This is a genomic window from Rugamonas sp. (assembly GCF_025354735.1).
GTDB lineage: Bacteria > Pseudomonadota > Gammaproteobacteria > Burkholderiales > Burkholderiaceae_D > Rugamonas.
The window spans coordinates 1-23,830 of sequence record NZ_JANXMI010000163.1; the positions used below are offsets into that span (position 1 = coordinate 1).

Genomic DNA, 23,830 nt, shown 5'->3' on the forward strand with positions numbered 1-23,830 from the left:
CGGTGAACATGGATTGCGGGTTGCTCGGGTCTACGCGTTCAAGCAGTTTGTCCAGTGTGGCTTTGTCGATCGTCATACGTATCCTTTCCAGGGATAAATTTTACCGTATGACTTCTTTCACACAAAATTTCTGACAGGCTCCACGCAGATCGTGGATGGACTTGTGCATGTTCTCGCGCAGATCGTTGATGGACTTGTGCACGTCCTCGCGCAGCTCGTTGTTGGCCTGGTGCATGTCTTCGCGCAGATCGCTGTTGGCCTGGTGCATGTCCTCGCGCAGCTTGTTGTTGGCCTTGTACATATCCTCGCGCAGCTCGCCGTTGGCCTTGTGCATGTCTTCGCGCAGCTCATTGTTGATCTTTTGCATGTCCTCGCGCAGCTTATTGTTGGCCTGTTGCATGTCCTCGCGCAACTCATTGTTGACCTGTTGCATGTCCTCGCGCAGCTCATTGTTGACCTTTTGCATGTCCTCGCGCAGCTTATTGTTGGCCTGTTGCATGTCCTCGCGCAGCTCATTGTTTGCCTGTTGCATGTCCTCGCGCAGCTCATTGTTTGCCTTTTGCATGTCCTCGCGTAGCTCGTAGTTGGACTTTTGCATGCTCTCGTGCATATCGTGGAAGAACTTTTGCATGCCCTCACGCATATCGTGGCTGGATTTTTGCATGCCCTCATGCATATCGTGGCTGGCTTTCTGTATGCTCTCGTGCAAATCGTGGCTGGCCTTTTGCTGACTCTCGCGCAGGCTGTCGCCCATCTCATGCATATCCTCACGCAGCTCTTGGACCGCACGATGAATCGCGTCTTGAAGCTCGCCGCGCGTCTGGTTGATTTCTGCGCTCAGCTTTTCTTCAAGCTTGAGCAGGTCTTCCTTGGTCGCGTAATTCGAGCGGATCACGGCCACGTCGATTTTTAGCGTGACGATGTCGGCCTCGGCCAGCTTGACCCGCGCTTCGACTTCCGCGATGTCGGCCCTGAATGCGGCCACGTCCTGTTTCAAGGCGGCGAGATGGCGGCCCAGCTCGGCGCCGTCCTTGCTGACGCCGACAAACTCCTGCACAAGCAAAGCCAGCCGCTGCTTGAGCGCGGCGACATCCGGTTGCAGCACCGTGACGTTTTTTTCGAGTATCGCCACGTGCGTGCGCAAGCCCGTCAACTCGTTGGCGACGGCCGTCAAATCGGATTCAACTTTGTCGAAACGCGCATCCATATAGCCATCATAGTAATCCCCGGTATCGCTTGCAACGCCTGATTCATTGCCCCGTTCGCTGCCGCGCGCTTTTCTGTTTTCCGACCGCATGATCGCTCTCCCGCCATGGATGTCCCGTCAAATTAGCGCAAGCCGGGTGCGCCGCCATTGAGGTGCGACAGCGTGACAGCGATGACGGACGATGTGGTCGAGGGGACGGGGCGGCGCACGAAGCAAGTCGGTTTGAAGCGACTGTCAGTTGCGGTAATATGGAAACCTCTCCGACCAAGCGAGTAGCCGCCTTGCCTATCTGGACGCCACTGTCGCCCTCCACACCGCACCTGCTGGCAATGGGGACGGCCTTGGGCGCGACCGACATCGGCGTCGCGCGCGACAACAACGAGGACAATTTCCTGATCGACGCCGATCTCGGCTTGCTGGCCGTCGCCGACGGCATGGGTGGACACGACGGCGGCGAGATCGCCAGCGCCGAGGCGATCGTGCTGTTGCAACGCTTCCTGCACCGGTCCCTGCGCGAGGCCCGCGCCGACACGCCACCGTCGTCCGACCATGCGAGCGCGCAGCCCGACGATGCGGCCGCGCCCGCGCTCGACACGCTGCGCCACGCGCTCGCCTACGCCAACGCCGGCCTGTACCAGGCCAACCTGGACGCGCGCCGCGCCGACGGCGCCGGCATGGGCACGACCTTGACCGGCTTGTGGCAGGCGGCGCCGGCCGCGCCGGTGCTGATGTTCCACGTCGGCGACAGCCGCCTGTATCGGCGCCGCGGCGGCGCCCTGACCCAGCTCACGCGCGACCAGACCCTGTACCAGCAGGCGCTGGACCTGGACGCGCCGCCGCCCCTGCCGCCGCGCAACGTGCTGTTGCAGGCGCTAGGCCCGGCCGCGCTGGTGGAGCCCGAGCTACAGGTGCTGACGGTGGCGCCGGGCGACGTCTACCTGTTATGCAGCGACGGCATGCACGGCGACTCGCAGGCGCAGGACATTGGCGCGATCATGGCGCTGGCGCGGCCCGACAATCTGCAACGCTGCTGCCACCATCTGATCGAACTGGCCAAGCGCGACGGCAGCCGCGACAACATCACCGTGCTGCTGCTCACGTGCCCGCACTGAAGGCCTCGTGCGAGACGACGCGATTGCGTCCGCCCCGTTTGGCCTCGTACATGGCGGCGTCGCCGAGCGCGATCAAGCGCGTCAAATCATAGCCCGCGTCGGCGGCGCAGACCACGCCGAAGCTGGCGGTGTAGCGGATCTGGTGGCCGGCCAGCGTCACGGTTTGCTGCGCGATGGTGGTGCGCAGGCGCTCGGCCACCAGCGCCGCCTCGCGCTGCGCCAGACCGTCGAGCACCAGCACGAACTCCTCGCCGCCGTAGCGCGCCATCAAATCGAAGGGCCGCAATTCAGCCCTCAACAAGCGCGCCAGCTGGCGCAACACCTCGTCGCCGACCGGGTGGCCGTAGTTGTCGTTGATCTGCTTGAAGTAATCGACATCGACCATCATCACCGTCACGCTGCGCTCGCTGCGCTGCGCGCGTTGCAGCACGCGCTGGCCCTGCACCTCCAGCCCCAGGCGATTGAGCGCGCCCGTCAAGTGGTCCATGGCCGACAGCCGGTGCAGCCGCTCGGCGTAGCGCCGCGCCACCATCAGCACCAGGCCGAAGGCGATGCAGACCTGCGCCTGCGGCACCACGAACAGGGTCGCCTGCATCAAGACGCCTTCGGCATCGAGCGCCTCGCCGGGACGCAGCAGCAGATAGGCCGCGCGCAGGAACAGGGCCAGGCCCAGCACCGTGAACCCGGCCACCGCCGTCGTGATCGCGCGCCAGTTGCCGTGGCGCGCCAACGTGTAGGCGCAGTACCAGTTGAGCAGCGCGAAATAGGCGCCGCTGACACACAGGCGCGCGCGCAGGTCCGGCACGATCAGCGAAAAATACCCGGTCGGCAGCATCGCCGCCACGGCGATCAGCGCCACCCAGCGCCACGCCAGCTCCTCCATGCAAAACACCCGCAGGCCGCGCAGCACCACGGCCAGGCCGAGCGCCAGCGCGCCGTAACTGAGTACCTGGTCGACCAGCGGCGGCACGTGCTTGAGCGCCGTCAGCGCCATGCCGGCGCAGGTCAGCACATTCCCGACGGCCCACAGCCGCTGCTCCTGCGCCGAGTCGGTATAGAAGGCGGCCGCGATCAGCAACGCCGTGGTCAATAGCGGGATGCTGATCTGGACGAGGAGGAGAGTATCTTGGTTCAGCATGGGCGGCCCATGAACGATGACCCCACTGTAGCGCAGCGGCCGGACGCTGGCAATGAAAATGGCGGCGCGGCGGTGGGCCGGTTTTTTTTGCGCCGCGCGGCGCCCGCGCGCGACTGCGCCGTGCTATCGTGCTTGCCGACGCAGCAACGACGCCCCCGAACCACGCACGCAAGCACACCCAATAATGGCCTACCCCATCGAACATAAACTCGTCATCGGCATCGCCTCCAGCGCGCTGTTCGACCTGACCGAATCGCACCGCATCTACGCCGACAGCGGCGAGGAAGAGTACCGCAAATACCAGGAACAGCATATCGACGTGGTGCTCGATCGCGGCGTGGCCTTCCCCTTCATTCGCCGCTTCCTCGACATCAACAAGCACTTCGCCAAACAGTCGCCGGTGGAGGTGGTGCTCTTTTCGCGCAATTCGCCCGAGACCGGCCTGCGCGTGATGAATTCCATCGCCCACTACGGCCTCGATATCTCGCGCGCCTGCTTCGTCACCGGCAAATCGGCGCACGCCTATCTGCCGGCGTTCAACACCTCGCTGTTCCTGAGCGCGAACGAGGACGATGTGCGCAGCGCGCTGGCGGCCCACCATCCGGCCGGCCTGGTGCTGCCCTCGCGCACCGAGGACGACGAGCAGGACGCCGAACTGCGGGTGGCCTTCGACTTCGACGGCGTCATCGCCGACGACGAATCGGAGACTGTCTTCAAGCGCAACAACGACGTCGCCGAATTCCACGCCCACGAACGGGCGCGGGTCGCCATCCCGCATCAACCAGGGCCGCTGGCCGACCTGTTCCAGCGCCTGGCGATGATGCAGAAGATGGAGGAAAAAGCGCTGCGGCGCGATCCGGCGTATAAAAAAATCCTGCGCATCGCCATCATCACGGCGCGCAGCGCGCCCTCGCACGAGCGGGTGGTGACGACGCTGAAAAGCTGGGGCGTGTCCGCCAACGAGACCTTCTTCCTCGGCGGGATGGAAAAGGCGCGGGTGCTGGAGGTGTTCAGGCCGCATATCTTCTTCGACGACCAGCTTAGCCACCTGAAATCGGCCGGCGGCACCATCCCGATGGTGCACGTGCCCTTCGGCGTGGCGAATCTGCAAAGCCAACCATGACAGGCAAACCACGCCGGCAGAAAGCTTCGACTATAATGCTGGCAGCGGCATTGCCACTGTGGGCGGTGCGCCCAACCGTACACTAGCCTCTTCGCCCGCATGTCCCTAGACTTAAAAAAAATCCTCCCCAAAGCCGGTAACCGTTACGCCCTGCCCACCCTGTACGGGTCGGCGGACGCCTACGCGCTGGCCTTGAGCGCGCTTGAAGCGAAATCCAGGGGCCAGATGCTGGCCGTGATCGTCGCCAGCGCCAGCGACGGCCAGCGCCTGCTCAACGAAATCCCGTGGTTCGCCGCCGACCAGCTGCGCTGCCACCTGCTGCCGGACTGGGAAACGCTGCCCTACGACGCCTTCTCGCCGCACCAGGACCTGGTCTCCGAGCGCCTGGCCACGCTGCATGAAATCAGCGGCGGCCAGTGCGACGTGATGATCGTCCCCGCCACCACGGCGCTGGTGCGCATGGCGCCGCCGTCCTTTTTGGCGGCGTACACCTTCTTCTTCAAGCAGGGCGAGACGCTCGACGAAGGCCGCCTGAAGTCGCAGCTGACGCTGGCCGGCTACACCCACGTCACGCAGGTGATGTCGCACGGCGAATACTCGGTGCGCGGCGGCCTGCTCGACCTGTTCCCGATGGGGTCCGCCCTGCCCTACCGGCTCGACCTGTTCGGCGACACCATCGAAACCATACGCACCTTCGACGCCGACACCCAGCGCTCGCTGTATCCGGTCAAGGAAGTGCGGCTGCTGCCGGGCCGCGAATTCCCGATGGACGAAGCGGCGCGCACCACCTTCCGCAACCGCTGGCGCGAGCAGTTCGAGGGCGACCCGTCGCGCTCCGTGGTCTACAAGGACATCAGCAGCGGCATCGCCTCGGCCGGCATCGAATATTATCTGCCGCTGTTTTTCGAGGAGACGGCGACGCTGTTCGACTACCTGCCGCAAGGCGCGGCACTGGCACTGGTGGGCGACATCGACGCCGCCATCAAGCGCTTCTGGGTCGACACGCAGTCGCGCTACCGCTTCCTGAAGGCCGACCGCGAACGCCCCATCCTGACGCCGGAAGCGCTGTTCCTCAGCGACGAACAATTCTTCACGCTGGCCAAGCCCTATGCGCGCCTGGTGATCTCCAAGGACGGCGACAGCCTCGCCTCCGAGTTGTCGGCGCCGGTGCCCAACATCGCCGTGAACCGCCACAACGACGATCCGCTGGCCGGCCTGCGCGCCTACCTGTTACAGCCGGGCCGCCGCGTGATGATCTGCGCCGAATCGAACGGCCGCCGCGAAACGCTGCAACAGTATTTCAATGAATACAAGCTGGCGCTCACGCCCGTCGAAGGCTACGAGGGCTTCGCCGCGTCGGACGCGAAGCTGATGCTGGGCGTGGCGCCGCTGCACGCCGGCTTTGAATTGTCGACGCCGGACGCGAACCTCATCTTCATCACCGAGACCGAGCTGTATGCGGGTTCGGGCCGCCGCGTCGGCAAGAAGAAGCAGGAAGGCGTCACGCAAGTCGAAGCGATGGTGCGCGATCTGTCGGAACTGAAGATCGGCGATCCGGTGGTCCACATCAACCACGGCATCGGGCGCTACATGGGCCTGACCAGCATGGACCTGGGCGAAGGCGAAACCGAATTCCTGCACCTCGAATACGCCAAGGACACCAAGCTGTATGTTCCGGTGTCGCAGCTGCACGTGATTTCGCGCTACTCCGGCGCCTCGCCGGAAGACGCGCCGCTGCACTCGCTCGGCTCCGGCCAGTGGGAAAAGGCCAAGAAGAAGGCGGCCGAACAGGTGCGCGACACCGCCGCCGAACTATTGAATTTGTATGCGCGGCGCGCGCTGCGCAAGGGCCACTCCTTCGAATATTCGGCCCACGATTACGAGCGCTTCGCCGACAGCTTCGGCTTCGACGAAACGCCCGACCAGGCCGAGGCGATCCGCAACGTCATCAAGGACATGACGTCCGGCCTGCCGATGGACCGCCTGGTGTGCGGCGACGTCGGCTTCGGCAAGACCGAGGTGGCGCTGCGCGCGGCGTTCATCGCCGTCATGGGCGGCAAGCAGGTGGCGATTTTGGCGCCGACCACGCTGCTGGCCGAGCAGCACGCGCAAACCTTCGCCGACCGCTTCGCCGACTGGCCGGTGCGCATCGCCGAGCTGTCGCGCTTCCGCACCGGCAAGGAGATCACGCAGGCGATCAAGGGCATGGCCGACGGCACGCTCGATATCGTCATCGGCACCCACAAGCTGCTGTCGAACGACGTCCAGTTCACGCGTCTGGGCCTGGTCATCATCGACGAGGAACACCGCTTCGGCGTGCGCCAGAAGGAGGCGCTCAAGGCGCTGCGCGCCGAAGTGGACGTGCTGACGCTGACGGCCACGCCGATTCCGCGCACGCTGGGCATGGCGCTCGAAGGCTTGCGCGATTTTTCCATCATCGCCACGGCGCCGCAAAAGCGCCTCGCCATCAAGACCTTCGTGCGCAGCGAGGGCGACTCCATCATCCGCGAAGCCTGTCTGCGCGAATTGAAGCGCGGCGGCCAGGTCTACTTCCTGCACAACGAAGTCGAGACCATCGAGAACCGCATGGCGATGCTGACGGCGCTGCTGCCGGAGGCGCGCATCGCCGTCGCCCACGGCCAGATGCACGAGCGCGACCTGGAAAAAGTGATGCGCGATTTCGTCGCCCAGCGCTACAACATCCTGCTCTGCACCACCATCATCGAAACCGGCATCGACGTGCCGACCGCGAACACCATCATCATGCACCGCGCCGACAAGTTCGGCCTGGCGCAGCTGCACCAGCTGCGCGGGCGCGTCGGCCGTTCGCACCACCAGGCTTACGCTTATCTGCTGGTGACCGACGTGCAGACGCTGACCAAACAGGCGCAGCGCCGCCTCGACGCGATCCAGCAGATGGAAGAACTGGGCAGCGGCTTTTATCTGGCCATGCACGACCTGGAAATCCGCGGCGCCGGCGAGGTGCTGGGCGAGAACCAGTCGGGCGAGATGCTGGAGATCGGCTTCCAGCTGTATTCGGACATGCTTAACGAGGCCGTGCGCGCGCTCAAGAGCGGCAAGGTGCCGGACCTGGCGGCGCCGATGGCGTCGACCACGGAAATCAACCTGCACGTGCCGGCGCTGCTGCCGGCCGATTTCTGCGGCGACGTCCACGAGCGCCTGTCGATCTACAAGCGGCTGGCCAACTGCGCCAGCGCCGACAAGGTCGACGACATGCAGGAGGAGATGATAGACCGCTTCGGCAAGCTGCCGGACGCCGTCAAGGCGCTGGTCGAAACGCACCGGCTGCGCATCGCCGCCAAGACCGTGGGCATCATCAAAATCGATGCCCACGGCGAAGCGGCCACGCTACAATTCATGGCCAAGCCGCCTATCGATCCGATGCGCATCATTGAGCTGATCCAGAAGAACCGCCAGATCAAGTTGAATGGCCAGGACAAGCTGAAAATCACCGCCGCCATGCCGGACCTGGCGGCGCGCGTCGCCCAAATCAAGACTGCCATCAAGCAGCTTACCGCCTAAGCGGCTTACCGCCTCATATCCGCACCATGAAAAACGCCCACCACACGACGATGAATTTGGTCCTGCAAGGACTCGACGACAGCAAGGCCAGGCTGGCGCGCATCGCCGCGCTGACGGCGCCGAGCCGCATCACCTGGATCACCGATCAGGCGCTGCGCTGCGAAGGCATCACCTTTTCGCCGGCGCTGCGCCAGACCATCGAGGTGGCCGCCGCCGCCGCCCAGCTGGACGCGACCTATATGATGGGCGTGCACGAACTCAGTGACTTCAAGCTGGTGGCGATGGACATGGATTCGACGCTCATCACCATCGAGTGCATCGACGAAATCGCCGACATGCACGGCCTCAAAAAGGAAGTCGCCGCGATCACCGAAGCGGCCATGCGCGGCGAGCTCGATTTCCCGGCGAGCCTGAAGCGGCGCGTCGCGCTGCTCAAGGGGCTGGACGCGGCGGCGCTGGAGCGGGTCTACGTGGAGCGCCTGCGGCTGTCGCCGGGCGCCGAGAAGATGCTGGCGGCCGTGCGGGAGGCCGGGATGAAAACGCTGCTGGTGTCGGGCGGCTTCACCTTCTTCACCGAGCGCCTCAAGGAGCGCCTGCACCTCGATTACACGCATGCGAACGAACTGGAAATCGTCGACGGAAAATTGACCGGCGAGGTGATCGGCGACATCGTCGACGCCGATGAAAAACAACGCACGGTGGAACGCGTCTGCGCCGAGATGGGCATCCTGCCGGCGCAGGCCATCGTCATGGGCGACGGCGCCAACGACTTGAAGATGATGGGCATTGCCGGCCTGTCCGTGGCCTTCCGCGCCAAGCCCGTCGTGCGTGAGCAGGCCAACGTGGCGCTCAACTTCGTCGGCCTCGATGGCATCCTGGCGCTGTTATCGTGAACGAATGACGACGGGCCGCCGCCAGCGCTAGCGCATAAGCGAGCCATCCCACAGACAGCGCCGGCACCGGCCCGCATACTCCTTCCACGCCCCATCATGCATGGGCACCTCGTCATGGAAGCGGGAAGCGCATATGTCGGAACGGACGTCATCGAAAGTGGTCGTGTACGCGGCGCTGGCCGGCAACCTGCTGGTGGCGGCGACCAAGGCCGGCGCGGCGGCGTTCACCGGCAGCGCGGCCATGCTCAGCGAGGCCGTACACTCCTTCGTCGACTGCGGCAACGAGCTTCTGCTGTTGTACGGCTTGCGCCGCGCCAACCGCACGGCCGATCCCCTGCATCCTATCGGCTACGGCCTTGAGTTGTACTTCTGGAGTTTCATCGTCGCGCTGCTGGTGTTCGCGCTCGGCGCCGGCGTCTCCATTTATGAAGGCATCGTCCATCTGCGCCAGCCGGTGCCGGTCGAACATGTGATGGTCAACTACGCCGTGCTGGCGCTGGCCTTTGTGTTCGAGGGCGCGTCTTGGATTATCTCGCTGCGCAAATTCCACAAGTCCAAGGGATCGTACGGCTATTACGAGGCCTTCCGAAAAAGCAAAGACCCGGCCACCTTCATGGTGCTGTTCGAGGATAGCGCGGCGCTGCTCGGCATCCTCATCGCGGCCGCCGGCACCTACGCGAGCACCAGCTTGAAGCTGCCGCTGGCCGATGGCGTCGCCTCGCTGCTCATCGGCCTGGTGCTGGCGGCGACGTCGATGCTGCTGGCGCGGGAAAGCAAAAGCCTGCTGATCGGCGAGCGCGCCAACAAGGCGCTGAGCGATTCCATCCTCGCCGTCGTGGCCCGTACCAGTTCCGATTTGCAGGCCAACGGTGTGTTGACGGTGCAGTTGGCGCCGGACCAGATCATGGCCGCGCTCAGCCTGGAGTTCGCCGACCACTTGCGGGCGCCGCGCATCGAGCAGCTGGTGATCGACATCGAGCGCCAGGTGCGGGCCGCGCATCCCGAAGTGGTCAGCCTGTTCGTCAAGCCGCAGACGCCGGCGGCCTACCGCGACACCGTGCGGCGCCGCTTTGAAACGCCGCCCGATGAGCAGCACGGCGGCAAGCAGGCCAGTGTCGTATCGGACGGTGGCGCCTGAAACGCTCGGCTACAATCGGCCATCAACTATAAGGAGCCGCCATGTCGCAACAACTCGTCCTCGATACCCATCTCGACACGGCCAAAAGCACCGCGCGCTGGCTGTATATTTTTCACGGCGCCTGTCTGCTGCTGTCGCTAGGCCTGTTCTCGTTCATCCCGATGATCGTCAACTACATCAAGCGCGGCGAAACCACGGGCACCTTCGTTTACAGCCACCACACGTGGCAGATACGTTCGTTCTGGTGGTATGCGTTCTGGATTGCGGTCGGCGTGCTGCCCTTCATCACCATCATCGGCATTCCGCTGGCGTGGCTGATCTGGACCTGCGCGTGGCTGTGGAAGGCCTACCGCCTGGTGCGCGGCATCTCGGACCTGAACCAGAATCGCGCGATGCCGGTCTGACCGGCCGGTTTATGCTTCCAGCGCCGCGAAGGCTTGCTCGATATCGGCGATCAAATCGTCGACGTCTTCCAGGCCGACGTTGAAGCGCACCAGCGAACCCTGCTCGCTCCATTGCGCGCGCATGCCCTTGATCGGATACGGCACGGCGAGGCTGTTGGCGCCGCCCCAGCTGAAGCCGATGCCGAACAGGGTCAGCGCATCGATGAAGCGGTCGACCTGCGGCTCGCTGTAGCGCGCATCGAACAGCACCGAGAACAGGCCGCCGGCGCCGGTGAAGTCGCGCCGCCAGATGTCGTGGCCGGGACAATCGGCCAGCGCCGGATGCAGCACCTTGGCGATTTCCGGCCGCGTCTTCAACCACGCGGCCAGCTTGCGGCCGCCGGCGTCGTGCGCATCGAAGCGCAGCTTCATCGTCGGCAGGCCGCGCAGCACCAGGTAGGCGTCGTCGGCGCCGACGCCCATGCCCAGCCGCATATGCGACCCGCTCAGTCGCTCATACAGCGCCAGTTCGCGCGTGATGACGGCGCCCATCAGCACGTCCGAGCCGCCGGACTGGTACTTGGTCAGCGCCTGCATGATGATGTCGACGCCCAGGTCGAAGCCGCGCAGCGCCAGGCCGGCCGACCAGGTGTTGTCGAGCGCCACCAGCACGCCGCGCGCGTGCGCGGCCTTGCAGATGGCCGGCAGGTCCGGCACTTCCATCGACACCGATCCCGGCGCCTCGGTCCAGATCAGCTTCGTGTTCGGCTGAATCAGGGCGGCGATGCCGGCGCCGATCAGCGGATCGTAGTAGCGCGCCGTGACGCCGAAATCCTGGGTCAGCCATTTACCGAGTTCGCGGTTCGGGTTGTAGACGTTGTCGGGCAAGAGCACGTCGTCGCCGCTTTTGAGCAGCGCGAAGTCGACCATCGCGATCGCAGCCAGCCCGCTGGGCGCCAGCAGGCAGTGTTTGCCGCCCTCGATTTCGGCCAGCCGCGCCTCCAGCGTGAAGGTGGTCGGCGTGCCGTGCAGGCCGTAGGTATAGGCGTTCTTCTCTTTCCACTGGCCGGAGCGCATGGCGGCGACGTTCTTGAACAGCACCGTCGACGCGTGGTGGATCGCGCTCGGGAAGGCGGCGAAGCCCTCCGGCGCCTGGTAGTCGGTGTGAATCAGTGCGGTCTGCGGGGATTTTTTGATGGTCATGGTTTTCGTCGGGGCGATAAAAAAGGCGGACCGCCATGTCGCTACGACATCGCCGGTCCGCCTTCGATTATACGAGCATATCGCCGCCCGCTGCTGGCTGGCTTATTCGGCCGCGCCCCACAGGTCGTGCGCGTCCGACGCCGTGATCTTGACGCCGAAGAATTCGCCGACGACCAGCTTCTTGTGCGGCTCGTAAGGCGGCTTGACGTAGACCACGCCGTCGATTTCCGGCGCATCGGCGCTGGAGCGACCGACACCGCCGCTGCGGGTGACTTCGTCGATCAGCACGCGCACGGTCTTGCCGACCTTGGCCTGCAAGCGCTTCTTCGAGATTTCCTCTTGCAGCAGCATGACGCGGCCGCGGCGTTCTTCGCGCAATTCTTCCGGTACCGGGTTGGCCAGGTCGTTGGCGGTCGCGCCTTCGACGGGCGAGTAGGCGAAGCAGCCGAGGCGATCGATCTGGGCTTCCTTGAGGAAGTCCAGCAGGTATTCGAATTCCGCCTCGGTCTCGCCGGGGAAGCCGGCGATGAAGGTGGAACGGATGGTCAGGTCCGGGTTCATGGCGCGCCAGGCCTGGATGCGGTCCAGGTTTTTCTCGCCGCTGGCCGGGCGCTTCATGCGCTTCAACACGTCGGGATGGGCGTGCTGCATCGGGATGTCGAGGTAAGGCAGGATATGGCCGCCGCTCATCATCGGGATGATCTGGTCGACGTGCGGATACGGATACACATAGTGCAGACGCACCCAGGCGCCGTAGGACTTGGCCAGCTCGCCCAGGGCTTCGGTCAGCTGCGTCATGTGGGTCTTGATCGGGCGGCCGTTCCAGAAGCCGGTGCGGAACTTGACGTCGACGCCGTAGGCCGAGGTGTCCTGCGAAATGACCAGCAGTTCCTTGACGCCGGACTTGAACAGGTTTTCCGCTTCCAGCATCAGGTCGGCGATCGGCCGCGACACCAGGTCGCCGCGCATCGACGGGATGATGCAGAAGCTGCAGCGGTGGTTGCAGCCTTCCGAGATTTTCAGGTAGGCGTAGTGCTTGGGCGTGAGCTTGACGCCTTGCGGCGGCAGCAGGTCGAAGAACGGCGCGTGCGGTTTCGGCAGGTGCAGGTGGACCGAGTCCATCACCTCGGCCAGCGCGTGCGGTCCGGTCACGGCCAGCACCTTCGGATGGATCTTCATGATGATGTCGTCGCCGGCCGCGTCTTTTTTCGCGCCCAGGCAACCGGTGACGATGACCTTGCCGTTTTCGGCCAGCGCTTCGCCGATGGCGTCGAGCGATTCCTGCACGGCGGCGTCGATGAAGCCGCAGGTGTTGACGATGACCAGGTCGGCGCCGGCGTAGGACTTAGCCGTTTCATAGCCTTCGGCGCGCAGCTGGGTGAGTATCTGTTCGGAGTCGACCAGCGCCTTCGGGCAGCCGAGCGAGACGAAGCCCACTTTGGGCGCGCTGCCGGGCGTGGCCACGGCGGCTGGAGCGGTTTGGGTGACGACGGGAATACGGGAAAGCGAGTTCGATTGCATGATAGGGCGCCAGGAAAATTCAGACCAATCGAATATTGTACATTATTCCGCCCCCGGCCTCCACAGCACGGCGCCATCCCACGGCGGCGAACGGCGCCGTGGGGTGGCGCCGTTCGCTGCCGGCGCGGGCCAAACGGCCCGGCCGGATCAGGCCCGGCGCCGGCGCGCCAGCAAGCCCAGGCCCGCGAGGCCGGCCAGCAGCGTCAGGTACGCCGACGGCTCGGGCACGGGACTGATGTGAATTTCGCCCGGCCCGCCGACCGTGGTGCTGTAGGCGCCCCAGTCATAGTCGTAATAGCCGGCGATCACCAGCACGTACTTGTGGCCCGGCGACATGCTCTCCTCCAGGCCGGTCAGGTTGAAGCCATCGTCGGCGGCACCGTCCATGATGTTTTTTTGCGGGTTCTTCGGATCGAAGGAGTCCTTGTAAAAAAACGCCGTGCAGTTGAAGTCGCACGCCGTGACCAGCGAATATTGCCAGTCGTCGACCGTCACGCTGATGTTGTAGGCTTGGTAGGCGACGTCGGGCGCATACGACGGCGGCTCTCCGCCGCGATAGCCGGGCCGCAGGAAGGTCGGTGCGAAGGTGGTGTCGCCGGTGACGGTCTGGATGTCGGCCCGGGCTTGCTGCGCCGCGCCGGCCAGCAGCAGCGCCGCCGTCAGCGCAAGGCGGAATAATTTAGTCAGTTGCATCATCTGCTCCTCTAGGAAAATGGATGGATTGCCGCTTCAAGCCAGGGCCGGGGGCGATTTGGCGCGGCGCCGTCCGGCCATGGCCAGTCCCGCCAGGCCGGTGCCCAGCATCAGCCAGGTGGACGGTTCGGGCACCGCCGCGACCGCGGTCACGGTGAAGGCGCCCGTGCTGGAGATGGTGGTCGTGAAGAAGCCGGACTCGGCCGCGTTGTCGCCGGCGACGACGAGGAAATAATGGCCGACCGGCAGCGGCCCGCCGAAGGCGGCCGTTTTCGGCCCCACGAAATCGTCGTCTTCAGCCATGAAGTTCTGCTTCGGCGCCGCCGGATCGAATGCGCCCGTGTAGATGGTCATGGAACAGTCGAAGGCGCAGGTGGTGGCGAAGTTGATCGGGTTGGTCGCCTCTTGCACGTTGACGTCGAAAACACGGTAGCTGACGTCCACGTGGTCAGGCGCGTCGGGCCAGAGCAATAGATACTGGTCCGGCCGGTCATAGGTCGGCGCGCCCGTGGTATCGCCGGTGAAGGTGGTGATGTGGGCTTGGGCTTGCTGCGCCAGGCTTGCCAGCAGCAGCGCGGCCGTCAGCGCGGCGCGTGCATATCGTGTTACTTGCATGGATATCTCCTTGTTGAAATCAAATGGGACGGCGCGGCCACGCGTGCATCGCGCGGCCGGCCGTGTGGGACATCAGCGCATCACGCCGTCACCGCAGGCTTGGACTGAGGCTGGCGGCGCCGCGCCGCCAGACCCAGTCCGCCCAGGCCGGTCAACAACGACAGCCAGGCCGACGGTTCCGGTACGGCGCTGACGCTGGCGCCGATGTTGTCGAGCGCGAACTGGGCCTGGCCGTAAGCCGGCGAGTCCAGCGAATTGACGCAGGCGCCGTCGAGGTAGACGCAGGCGCTGATGTCGACGCGGCTCAATTGGGCGCCGGCAAAGGCGCCCAGCTGTGCGCCGCCGATGAAGCCGAGGTTGCCGCCGGCGTCGGGGCCGGAAAAATCCAGCGCCACGGTGACGCTGCCGCCGCCGGCGCGGGTGCCGGTCAGCACCAGCTGGCCCGGCGCGCCGCCGGCCACGGGCGACAAGGTCAGGAAGGCGTAGTCCAGGCTGGTGAGCTGGAAGGCCTTGCCGTCCGCCCGGTTGAGCCTGACTCCGCCGTCGTTGAGGCCGGCGTAATACTGGCTGCCGTCGCCGGCCGGACAGCCCATGGCCGCGCAGCTGGTCGGGTCGGCCGGGTTCAGGATGGCGCCGCTCAAACTGCTGATGCCGTTGGCCGCCGTGTACGGTCCTTCCAGCGCCGTCAGCTGATAGCCGGCGTCGAGCAGCGTGTCGCCGCCCATCAGCATGGTCGGCTGTTGCTGGTCGAAGGTGAGGACGTCGGCCATGGCCGGCGCCGTGGCGGCGGCGAGCAGGACGCCGGCGGCCAGCAGGCGGCGGGCGCCGCCGTGGGTGGTGATAGGGCTTGATTTCATATCGCATTCCTTTGGCTAGGGGGATGCCATCGGCCGCGCGGGCGGCCGATGGCGGTGGGACGTCGGGGACGCGCCCTATTTCACTTGCTTCGCCTTGGCGCGGCCGCTGCTGAACGAGGGCAGCGGATCGGTGGTGTCGACTTCCAGCAAGGTGCTCGTTTCAGCAACGCCGCCGACCAGATAATTGACCATGCCCAGGTAGCGCTTGCCGCTGTCGAGGCCGGACCAGCTGTAGCCGGCCGTCGCCGTCTTGCCCTGGTACAGCACGCCCGGCAAAGCCACTTTCAGGTTGCCGCCGGTGGAGGACGGTCCGACCATCCAGCTCGACAATTTATAGGTCGCGCTGCCGCCGGCGGGCGCAAAGCCTGCCACGCAGACGAAGTAGTTGCCGGGCGTCGGATTACGCCAGGTCACCATCTCGTCGGAGCCGCTGCGGGCGCTGGCGGCGATCAGCGTGCCGTCGGCCGTGGCCAGGTACAGGTCGAGGTCGCTCTGCGCGCCGTCGCTGGTGTCGGCGTTGTACAGCGCGAAACGGGCCACCAGCGTGCCGGCCGGTATCGTCACCGGGGTCACGTTGACGCCGTCCTGCGGGTAGGGGCAGCTGACGTCGTACTGCGTCTCGCCGACGGTGGCGCTGGCCTGGGTGGCCGCCAGCAGGCCGCCCTTGAGCGCCGCCACCGCGCCCGTGTAACCGCTGCGCAGGCCGACGATCTTGCTGCCGGCCGCCGCTTCGCTGTACACATCCTCGGGCGTATCGAGGGCCGCGGCGCGCGCCAGCAGCGGGCTGTGGACCTGGTGGCCGTTGCCGTCGCTCCACGTCAAGGCGCCGTAGCGCCAGGCGTGCATGGTCGCGTCGGTGCGCGTGAGGGTGACCGTGAAGTCGCCCTTGCCGCCGGGGGCCAGGGTCAGCGTGGCGGGCTGGACGTCGGCCTTGAAGCCGGGCACGCTGGCGCTGCCGGTGTAGCTGGCGTTGGCCGCGCCGACATTGGTCACCGTGCGGTGCAGCACTTGCACGCCCAGCACTTTTTCGGCGCTCAGTGAGGCCAGGTTCAGGTCGGTGCTCGCCAGGGCCGTCACGCCGCCGCAATCCATGGCCACCGTCAAGGTCTGGCCGCACAGGAAGCGCTTGTAGTCGTCCGGGCCGAGGTCGTAGATGAGGCCGGGATCGGCCGCCGCGCTGGCCGCCATCTGGCCCGCGCCCTGGCCCCAGGGCAGCTTGCCGGTGTCGAGGGCGCTGCCATCCCAGGCCAGCGCGCCGCTGCGGCCGTCGCTCTGGGTGTCGAAGGCGGTCGTCATCAGCGCCGACTTGATGGCGGCCGGGCTCCAGTCCGGATGCAGCTGGCTGAGCACGGCGGCCACGCCGGACACGTGCGGCGTGGCCATCGAGGTGCCCGTCATGAATTCCCAGGCCGGCGGCGCCAGGGTGCCGCCGGTGAAGGGCGCGTCGAACTCGGCCTCGGTCAACATCAGCGGCAGGGTACCGGCCAGGATGTCGGTGCCGGGCGCCGACAGGTCGGGCTTGAGGATGTTGGCGTCGGCCACGTTCGGGCCGCGCGACGACGAGCCGGCCACGATGGGCGCGGCGGCCGGATTGCTGTCGTAGGTGGCGCGCACATTGCCCAGCGAGGCCACGGCCTTGCCGGCGGCCGAGGCGACATAGCTTTTCAGCGTCTTGCCGTCGGCCAGGCTCAGGTGCACCATCGACAGCGAGTAAGGCTGGCCCGGCAGCGTGGTGGCGCCGCCGTCGACGTTGACGATGACGACGCCGACGGCGCCGGCCGCCAGCGCGTTGCTGACCTTGTTGACCAGCACGTTGCCGCCGCGGTCGCACACGAGGATCTTGCCGCGCACCTTGGCCGGATCGAAGGGCATGCCGACGCTATCTTCCGGCCCGTAGCATTGGGCCACGCGGATATCGCCGGGCGAGGTGCCGAGCTTGCCCGCATCCTTGGCCAGCAGCAGCGGCGCGCTGGCCGTGTTGGCGTTGCTGGAGGCGCCGCTGAGCGTGACGCCGTTGCCCAGCACCGCGCTGCCCACGTAGCTGCGGTTGTGGGTGGAATTGGCCACCGTCGTCAGCCACGGGCTGATGTGGGTGACCGGCGCCGGCGCCGTCGTTTCCGGGCCCTGGTTGCCGGCCGCCGCCGCGACGAACACGCCGGCGTTGGCCGCGCCCAGGAAGGCTTGCTCGGTCGGGTCGTCGAAGGTGCCGCCGCCGCGCGAGTCGCCGATGGAGAAACTGATGACGTTGACGCCATCCTTGACGGCCTGCTCGACGGCCGCTATGGTGCTCTCGGCCGGGCAGGCGTTCTCGTTGCCGCCGCCATAGTCGGCGGTCCAGCACACCTTGTAGATGGCCAGCCGGGCGCGCGGCGCCATGCCGCTGATCTTGCCCATGGCGATGCCGCCCACGGTGGCGACCACGCCCGCGTCGCCGGCGGCCGTGGTGGCGGTGTGGGTGCCGTGGCCTATGCTGTCGCGCACGGAGATATATTCATATGGGGAAATTTCGGCCGCCGGCGGGAAGATGCGCGCGCCGATCAGCTTGTTGTTGCAGGACGATGGGCTGAAGCCTTGGCCCGGCTCGCAGATGCCTTTCCACCGCGCCGGGGCGGCGCCGTAGGCCAGCGTGCCGCCGTCGAAAGTGGGCGCGCCGGTTTTGTCGACGTGGTCGGCGAAGCCCGGATTTTCCGGCCAGACGCCGGTGTCGAGCATGCCGATAATCACATCCTCGCCCGCCGCGCCCTGCCCGCCCACTTGCTCCCACAGGCCGCCGGCCTTGTTCAGGCCGAGGAAGGTCGGCGTGTAGCTGGTGCTCGTGTGTAGCAGGACGTTGGCGCTGATCTTGGCCACGCCGCTGTTTTTCTTCAGCGCGCGCGCCTCGTCATCGGTCAGCATGGCGGAAAAGCCGTTGAACACGACGCTGTAGGTATGCACGATCTGGGCGGCGCTGACGGTGCTGATGACGTCGGCCTTTTTGACATCCAGATAATTGATATAGGCTTGCACATGCGCGTCACCGACATTGAGCCGCTGGCCCGCCGCCGGCTTGGTGGCCGTCAGCCCGGCGACCTGCCCGGTGTAAGACGCCGCCGGCTTGTCGACCAGTTGCACGATATAGGAGTGGCGCAGCGGCTCCGCCGTGGCCGCGGCCGCTCCAGACAACAGCAGCACGGCCGCCGTGATTTTAGCCATCCGGTGGCGCTGCTGCCGCCCAGCTTGTTTTTTATTTAACATAGATTCCCTCGCCCTCTATTTTAATTAAACAACTTTTATTACTTTTCAAGAAACACCCATTCCTTTAAAACACAGCCCACATCAAGATAACGCTAGCATGATAAAATGTTTGAAATTAGAAATACGTTATGCGATAAAGAAATTAAAGTCTCATTTTCACAGGCAATACGACACCCTCGGAGATAGCTATCCGATTTTAATATCTTCAATAAATACAGCAACTTAGCTTATTAAATTAAACTTTTCATTTTATAAAGTTTCATAGAACCAAGCTCAGTGCTCCGCAGGAAATATCGAAACTAATTTAAGCTTGAAGTATAATAATAAATGCAATTTCTATATTTTTTCTATATTTTTGTTAGCGATAACATATTCTGTTGTTTTTGAAAAACAGCTGAATTTCTTTCATAAATACAATATTTAATAAAGTGTGAGCGGCGGGGGGAGGGGCGGGGGCGAAAAAAAACGGTACAGGGCCGAGGCCGCTGTACCGTTTTCAGGGAGCTGGAAAGAAGTTTATTTCTTGTCGTCCGCCGGTGGCACCGGAACGAAGGGGAAGGCGCCGAAGAGGGACTTGCTCTGATTCTGCATCTGCTCCTGCATCTGCACGAACAGGCTCTTGCTCTGGTCTATATAGTTATTCATCATGCCCTGCATCATCGGTCCCTGCACGTTCATGAACTGGGTCCACATTTCCGGGCTGAAGGGCTTGCCTTCGACGGCGCCGACCGCGCCGGTGGTGAACTTGCGCTGGATGTCGGTGAAAGCCTGGACGTTCTTTTCCAGGTAGGAACCCATCATGCCCTGCATGGCGTGGCCGTAGTAGCGGATGATCTGCGACAGCACGACACTGGAGAACATGGGCGCGCCATTGGCCTCTTCTTCCAGGATGATTTGCAACAGGATGCTGCGGGTCAGGTCTTCGGTCGACTTGGCATCGACGACGGTGAATTCCTCGTTGTCGAGCACCAGTTGCTTGACGTCCGTCAGCGTGATGTAGGAACTGGTCTGCGTATCGTAGAGACGGCGGTTGGGATATTTTTTAATCAAACGCTCAGCATTTTTTTTCGCACTACTCATCACAAGTCCACTTATTGCGCCGCAGCGCGTACTTTAACAATTTGAAAAAAAAGCGAACGCCGGGTCCGCTTTCCCACCTGCATACTGCGGCTATTATAGAGAAGAAAAAGCGCGGTATGCGCATCGTTCTCCAACTTTCGGACTTTTATTGCAACGCAACCAGATTTGCAACATGACATCAAATTTCGCCCCTAATCAGCTTTTACCTTGACGTAACGTCCGGGCGCCGCCTCGATCGCCTTATAGCGTGTGTTGCCCGGTTTGGCACGGGCTTTGACGTCCTTGCCGCCGTGATCGGCCAGGAATTGCGCCCATTCCGGCCACCAGCTGCCGGCATGCTCGGTGGCGGCGGCCAGCCAGTCGTCGGGCGTGCGCGGCCGGGCGCCCTTGCCGCCGCCGGCCGGCGCGTCGCTGGTCCAGTAGCTGCGCTTGTTTTTCGCCGGCGAATTGATGACGCCGGCGATGTGGCCGGAGGCGCCGAGCACGAAGCGATTGGCCGCCGGCCGGCCGGGATTGAGCACGGCGAGCGAACCGTAGGCCGACGGCCAGGGCACGATGTGGTCTTCGCGCGAGCCGTAGACGAACACCGGGCAGTCGATCAGCGACAGGTCGACCGGCACGCCGGCAACGCTGAGCTTGCCCGGCACCTTCAGGCTGTTGTCCAGGTAGGTGTGCCGCAGATACCAGCAAAACATCGGACCGGGGAGATTGGTGCTGTCCGAATTCCAGTACAGCAAGTCGAACGGCGCCGGTTCGTTGCCCTTCAAATAGTTCGACTGCACATAATTCCACACCAGGTCGTTGGGACGCAGGCTGGAGAAGGTGCTGGCCAGGTCGCGGCCCGGCATCAGGCCGCCGTCCTTGAGCGACTGTTCACGCAGCGCAACCTGGACTTCGTCGACGAAAACGTCGAGCACGCCGGTATCGCTGAAATCGAGGAAGGTGGTCAGCAGCGTCAGGCTGGACGCCGGATGCTGGCCGCGCGCCGCCAGCACGGCCAGCGCCGTCGAGACGATGGTGCCGCCGACGCAGAAACCGAGTAGGTTCAGCTTGTCCTGGCCGGATATATCCTGCGCCACGGCGATGGCCTGGATCACGCCCTGGTCGACGTAATCGTCCCAGGTGGTGTGGGCCAGCGACTGGTCGGGGTTGCTCCACGAAATCAGGAACACCGTATTGCCCTGGTCGACGGCGTATTTGACCAGCGAATTTTCCGGCTGCAAATCGAGGATGTAGTATTTATTGATGCACGGCGGCACCATCAGCAGTGGCCGCTGATGCACCTGGGGCGTGGACGGCGTGTACTGGATCAGCTGGAACAGGGGATGCTCGAACACCACCTGCCCCGGCGTCATCGCCAAGTTGCGGCCCACTTCGAAAGCGCTCTCGTCGGACAGCGAGATATGGCCTTTGTTCATGTCGGCCAGCATGTTCGCCAGACCCTTGCTCAGGCTCTCACCCTTGGTGTCGAGCAATTTCTGCTGCGCTTCCGGATTGGTCGCCAGGAAATTGGCCGGCGACATGGCGTCGACCATCTGCTGCACGGCGAAGCGTATCTTTTGTTTTTGATGCGGCGTCGCCTCGACGGCGTCGGCCATCGCCGTGAGGAATTGGGCGTTCAGCAAATAGGATGCGGCGTTGAAGGCCGACATGGGATTGCCCTGCCAGGCGGCGGAGGCGAAGCGGCGGTCGGCCAGCGGCGGCGCTTTGCCGGCCAGCATGTCCTGCCACAGCGCGCCGAAGCTCAGCATATATTCGTCGCGCAACTGTTCCAGCGCGCCGGGCTTGATCGCGACGGCTGCATCGTGCATTATCGCGGCAACCGGCAGCTCCGCCGCTTCCGGCACCTTGAACCAGGACTCCCATTGGCTGGGGTCGCTCATTTGCGACATCCAGGCGCTGGCCATGGCTTGCGGGTCAGGCATATTCATGTTTGATTCCCTAAAAAATAGTGACGTATCTTTTGAACCGGATGTTTATGCTGATTGTCGCCGTCGCGTGGATTTATGTCGTGGGTTTGATGTCCCTCACCGAAGCGACCGTTGTTGCCGGAATTATGACGTTTTTGCTCTATTGCGTGTTGCCCTTGTCGATACTTTTTTATTTGACGGGAGGCCGGCGGCGAAAGGCGCGCCGGGCCGCCTCGGCGGCAGCCATCGCGGCCCGACCAGGCGACGCCGCGCCGCCACCTTCAAAATACTAAGCCGCAGCGGCGCCGATTCATTTGATCCAGATCAATGTCGCCTGACGTCCGGTGACGCCGTCGCGGCGGTAGGAATAAAACCGCGCCGAGTTCGACACCGTGCAGAATTCGCCGCCGGCCACCTGCGACACGCCATGGCGGCGCAGAATGGCGCGCGCCAGCGCGTAGATATCGGCCAGGAATTTATCCGGCCGCCCTTCGATGGCCGAAAACGCCGCCGTGACGTGGCGCGCGGCCGAGGCGTCCGGCGCCCGCGCCAGAAAGGCTTGCATCACTTCAGGACCGACTTCAAACTGGTACTGACCAATCGCAGGCCCCAGCCAGGCCGTGATCTCGCCCGCGCCGGCGGCCCGCATCGCCTCCAGCGTGCTTTCGAGCACGCCGGCGGCCAGCCCGCGCCAGCCGGCATGCGCCGCGCCGACCACCTTGCCGCCCACGTCGCAGAACAGCACCGGCAGGCAATCGGCCGTCAGGATGGCGCAGACGGCGCCGGCGGTGGCGATGCAGGCGTCGGCCTGCGGCGCCGCGTCGGCGTGCATATGCGTGACGTCGACCACGGCCGTGCCGTGGACCTGGCTCAACCAGGCCGGCTCGGCCGGCAACACGGCGCGCACGATGGCGCGGTTCCGCGCCACGTGCGCCGGATCGTCGCCGGCGTGGCTGCCCAGGTTCAAGCCGCCGCCGCCCTGCCCGTCGTGATACGGCGGCGCGCTGACGCCGCCGCGCCGCGTGGTCGACAAGGCGCCCACGCCGTCCGGCAAGCCGGGCCAGTGTGGCATCAGCCATTGTTGCGGCCCTTGCGGCCCTTGCTGCCCCTGCTGCGACCCCGGCTGCATATTGGCCATCAAATCTGTTCCGGTTCCTCGATGCCGGCCTGGGCGATCAGCGCGGCGAAGTCGTCGGCCAGCGGCACCAGCCACTCGCACTGCTCGCCGGTGGCCGGATGGACCAGGCCCAGACGGCGGGCCTGCAAGGCCTGGCGCGGGAACACGCTGGCCAGGTGCTGCTTGCCGTACATGACGTCGCCGACCAGGGAAAAGCCGATCGACATCATGTGGACGCGGATCTGGTGGGTGCGCCCCGTTTCCAGACGGCACTGCACCAGACTGACCGGACGGCGCTCCAGGTCGCCCGACGCCAGCAGTTCATAGTGCGTGATGGCGGCCTTGGCCGAGAAATTGGTCGATACCGCCATCTTGATGCGGTCTTTCGGGTGGCGACCCATGGACGCGTCGATGGTGCCGCTCTGGCGCGGCGTGCCCCACACCAGCGCGAAATATTCGCGCTTGACGGACCGCGCGGCCAGCTGGCGCACCAAGTCGGTCTGCGCCGGTAGTGTTTTGCCGACCACCATCAGGCCGCTGGTATCTTTGTCGAGGCGGTGGACGATACCGGCGCGCGGCACGCCCGACAGCTGCGGACAGTGGTGCAGCAGGCCGTTGAGCAGCGTGCCGGACCAGTTGCCGGCGCCCGGATGGACCACCAGGCCGGCCGGCTTGTTGACGACGATCAGGTGCTCGTCCTCGTAGACGATGTTCAATTCCATCGCTTCCGGTTTAAAAGCCTCGTCTTCCGGCGCCGGTTGGGGCAGAATGACGATTTTTTCGTCGCCATAAACGGTATCTTTGGTGCTGCGCGCCACTTTGCCGTCGACCGTGACGAAGCCGTCGTCGATCCACATTTGCAAACGGCCGCGCAAAAACTGGGGAACCAGCCCGGCGATGATCTTGTCGAGCCGCTGGCCGCAAGCGTCGGGCGTCAGTTCGAGTTCGATCGGCGCCAGGCCGTCGAAGTCGCCATCGGGCAGCACATCGCCATCGAAGTCGGCCTCGAAATCGTGATCGGAGGAAGAATCAGCCAAATTCGGCTTTGAAGTTAATATCACGG

The 23,830-nt window shown here is 64.6% G+C and carries 19 protein-coding genes; 7 read left to right on the top strand and 12 right to left on the bottom strand.

Features of this window, described 5'->3' with window-relative positions:
• Positions 1–100 precede the first annotated feature (100 nt).
• Positions 101–1,297 (bottom strand): hypothetical protein, encoded by a 1,197-nt coding sequence (locus Q0S71_RS13390; protein WP_295996275.1) that lies wholly within the window; start codon positions 1,295–1,297, stop codon positions 101–103.
• A gap of 251 nt (positions 1,298–1,548) precedes the next feature.
• On the opposite strand from Q0S71_RS13390, the gene Q0S71_RS13395 reads away from it, so the two are divergent.
• Positions 1,549–2,319 (top strand): protein phosphatase 2C domain-containing protein, encoded by a 771-nt coding sequence (locus Q0S71_RS13395; protein ID WP_295996278.1) that lies wholly within the window; start codon positions 1,549–1,551, stop codon positions 2,317–2,319.
• Here Q0S71_RS13395 and Q0S71_RS13400 read toward each other — a convergent pair.
• Positions 2,303–3,457: a diguanylate cyclase gene (locus Q0S71_RS13400; RefSeq protein WP_295996283.1), complete on the bottom strand. Its 1,155-nt coding sequence runs from the start codon at positions 3,455–3,457 to the stop codon at positions 2,303–2,305. The genes Q0S71_RS13395 and Q0S71_RS13400 overlap by 17 nt on opposite strands.
• Positions 3,458–3,641: 184 nt before the next feature.
• On the opposite strand from Q0S71_RS13400, the gene Q0S71_RS13405 reads away from it, so the two are divergent.
• From Q0S71_RS13405 to Q0S71_RS13425, 5 genes are all read left to right on the top strand, one after another.
• Complete coding sequence (locus Q0S71_RS13405) at positions 3,642–4,580, top strand: 5'-nucleotidase (RefSeq protein ID WP_295996288.1); 939 nt, start codon at positions 3,642–3,644, stop codon at positions 4,578–4,580.
• A 99-nt stretch (positions 4,581–4,679) separates the two neighbouring features.
• A complete protein-coding gene (gene mfd, locus Q0S71_RS13410) occupies positions 4,680–8,123 on the top strand; it encodes a transcription-repair coupling factor (RefSeq protein WP_295996290.1) in 3,444 nt (1,147 codons plus the stop codon).
• Between the two features lie 50 nt (positions 8,124–8,173).
• Positions 8,174–9,016, top strand: a complete 843-nt coding sequence (gene serB / locus Q0S71_RS13415; RefSeq protein ID WP_295996341.1) for a phosphoserine phosphatase SerB — start codon at positions 8,174–8,176, stop codon at positions 9,014–9,016.
• A gap of 133 nt (positions 9,017–9,149) precedes the next feature.
• Positions 9,150–10,154 carry a cation diffusion facilitator family transporter gene (locus tag Q0S71_RS13420; protein WP_295996293.1) on the top strand — a complete coding sequence of 335 codons (1,005 nt, stop codon included), beginning with the start codon at positions 9,150–9,152 and terminating at the stop codon, positions 10,152–10,154.
• Between the two features lie 41 nt (positions 10,155–10,195).
• Positions 10,196–10,558, top strand: a complete 363-nt coding sequence (locus tag Q0S71_RS13425) for a hypothetical protein (protein ID WP_295996296.1) — start codon at positions 10,196–10,198, stop codon at positions 10,556–10,558.
• A 9-nt stretch (positions 10,559–10,567) separates the two neighbouring features.
• Here Q0S71_RS13425 and Q0S71_RS13430 read toward each other — a convergent pair whose 3' ends face one another.
• The 8 genes from Q0S71_RS13430 to phaC all read right to left on the bottom strand — a co-directional run bounded on the left by Q0S71_RS13430 (position 10,568) and on the right by phaC (position 21,671).
• A complete protein-coding gene (locus Q0S71_RS13430; protein ID WP_295996298.1) occupies positions 10,568–11,740 on the bottom strand; it encodes a cystathionine beta-lyase in 1,173 nt (390 codons plus the stop codon).
• 102 nt (positions 11,741–11,842) lie between these two features.
• On the bottom strand, positions 11,843–13,261 hold the full coding sequence (gene rimO, locus Q0S71_RS13435) for a 30S ribosomal protein S12 methylthiotransferase RimO (RefSeq protein ID WP_295996300.1): 1,419 nt from the start codon (positions 13,259–13,261) through the stop codon (positions 11,843–11,845).
• A 147-nt stretch (positions 13,262–13,408) separates the two neighbouring features.
• Positions 13,409–13,957: an FxDxF family PEP-CTERM protein gene (locus tag Q0S71_RS13440; protein WP_295996302.1), complete on the bottom strand. Its 549-nt coding sequence runs from the start codon at positions 13,955–13,957 to the stop codon at positions 13,409–13,411.
• Positions 13,958–13,990: 33 nt separating this feature from the next.
• Positions 13,991–14,569, bottom strand: a complete 579-nt coding sequence (locus tag Q0S71_RS13445; protein WP_295996305.1) for a PEP-CTERM sorting domain-containing protein — start codon at positions 14,567–14,569, stop codon at positions 13,991–13,993.
• Between the two features lie 80 nt (positions 14,570–14,649).
• Positions 14,650–15,426 (bottom strand): NF038120 family PEP-CTERM protein, encoded by a 777-nt coding sequence (locus Q0S71_RS13450; RefSeq protein ID WP_295996307.1) that lies wholly within the window; start codon positions 15,424–15,426, stop codon positions 14,650–14,652.
• Between the two features lie 75 nt (positions 15,427–15,501).
• Positions 15,502–18,618: a S8 family serine peptidase gene (locus tag Q0S71_RS13455; RefSeq protein WP_295996310.1), complete on the bottom strand. Its 3,117-nt coding sequence runs from the start codon at positions 18,616–18,618 to the stop codon at positions 15,502–15,504.
• 558 nt (positions 18,619–19,176) lie between these two features.
• The gene (gene phaR / locus Q0S71_RS13460; RefSeq protein WP_295996312.1) at positions 19,177–19,740 is read right to left on the bottom strand and encodes a polyhydroxyalkanoate synthesis repressor PhaR; all 564 of its coding nucleotides are present in this window, start codon (positions 19,738–19,740) and stop codon (positions 19,177–19,179) included.
• Positions 19,741–19,931: 191 nt separating this feature from the next.
• Positions 19,932–21,671, bottom strand: a complete 1,740-nt coding sequence (phaC, locus tag Q0S71_RS13465; RefSeq protein ID WP_295996315.1) for a class I poly(R)-hydroxyalkanoic acid synthase — start codon at positions 21,669–21,671, stop codon at positions 19,932–19,934.
• A gap of 47 nt (positions 21,672–21,718) precedes the next feature.
• Here phaC and Q0S71_RS13470 point away from each other — a divergent pair, with 47 nt between their 5' ends.
• Positions 21,719–21,943, top strand: coding sequence for a hypothetical protein (locus tag Q0S71_RS13470; protein WP_295996318.1), 225 nt, complete (start codon positions 21,719–21,721; stop codon positions 21,941–21,943).
• 17 nt (positions 21,944–21,960) lie between these two features.
• Here the strand turns inward: Q0S71_RS13470 and pgeF are convergent, their stop codons facing one another.
• A complete protein-coding gene (gene pgeF / locus Q0S71_RS13475; RefSeq protein ID WP_295996345.1) occupies positions 21,961–22,779 on the bottom strand; it encodes a peptidoglycan editing factor PgeF in 819 nt (272 codons plus the stop codon).
• 8 nt (positions 22,780–22,787) lie between these two features.
• Positions 22,788–23,828, bottom strand: coding sequence for an RluA family pseudouridine synthase (locus Q0S71_RS13480; protein ID WP_295996321.1), 1,041 nt, complete (start codon positions 23,826–23,828; stop codon positions 22,788–22,790).
• Positions 23,829–23,830 lie beyond the last annotated feature (2 nt).

Coding starts and splice junctions, on each gene's coding strand:
- Q0S71_RS13390 (WP_295996275.1), bottom strand. CDS start 1,297: ATGCGGTCGGAAAACAGAAAAGCGCGCGGCAGCGAACGGGGCAATGAA.
- Q0S71_RS13400 (WP_295996283.1), bottom strand. CDS start 3,457: ATGCTGAACCAAGATACTCTCCTCCTCGTCCAGATCAGCATCCCGCTA.
- Q0S71_RS13405 (WP_295996288.1), top strand. CDS start 3,642: ATGGCCTACCCCATCGAACATAAACTCGTCATCGGCATCGCCTCCAGC.
- mfd (WP_295996290.1), top strand. CDS start 4,680: ATGTCCCTAGACTTAAAAAAAATCCTCCCCAAAGCCGGTAACCGTTAC.
- serB (WP_295996341.1), top strand. CDS start 8,174: ATGAATTTGGTCCTGCAAGGACTCGACGACAGCAAGGCCAGGCTGGCG.
- Q0S71_RS13420 (WP_295996293.1), top strand. CDS start 9,150: ATGTCGGAACGGACGTCATCGAAAGTGGTCGTGTACGCGGCGCTGGCC.
- Q0S71_RS13425 (WP_295996296.1), top strand. CDS start 10,196: ATGTCGCAACAACTCGTCCTCGATACCCATCTCGACACGGCCAAAAGC.
- Q0S71_RS13430 (WP_295996298.1), bottom strand. CDS start 11,740: ATGACCATCAAAAAATCCCCGCAGACCGCACTGATTCACACCGACTAC.
- rimO (WP_295996300.1), bottom strand. CDS start 13,261: ATGCAATCGAACTCGCTTTCCCGTATTCCCGTCGTCACCCAAACCGCT.
- Q0S71_RS13440 (WP_295996302.1), bottom strand. CDS start 13,957: ATGATGCAACTGACTAAATTATTCCGCCTTGCGCTGACGGCGGCGCTG.
- Q0S71_RS13445 (WP_295996305.1), bottom strand. CDS start 14,569: ATGCAAGTAACACGATATGCACGCGCCGCGCTGACGGCCGCGCTGCTG.
- Q0S71_RS13450 (WP_295996307.1), bottom strand. CDS start 15,426: ATGAAATCAAGCCCTATCACCACCCACGGCGGCGCCCGCCGCCTGCTG.
- Q0S71_RS13455 (WP_295996310.1), bottom strand. CDS start 18,618: ATGGCTAAAATCACGGCGGCCGTGCTGCTGTTGTCTGGAGCGGCCGCG.
- phaR (WP_295996312.1), bottom strand. CDS start 19,740: ATGAGTAGTGCGAAAAAAAATGCTGAGCGTTTGATTAAAAAATATCCC.
- phaC (WP_295996315.1), bottom strand. CDS start 21,671: ATGAATATGCCTGACCCGCAAGCCATGGCCAGCGCCTGGATGTCGCAA.
- Q0S71_RS13470 (WP_295996318.1), top strand. CDS start 21,719: ATGCTGATTGTCGCCGTCGCGTGGATTTATGTCGTGGGTTTGATGTCC.
- pgeF (WP_295996345.1), bottom strand. CDS start 22,779: ATGCAGCCGGGGTCGCAGCAGGGGCAGCAAGGGCCGCAAGGGCCGCAA.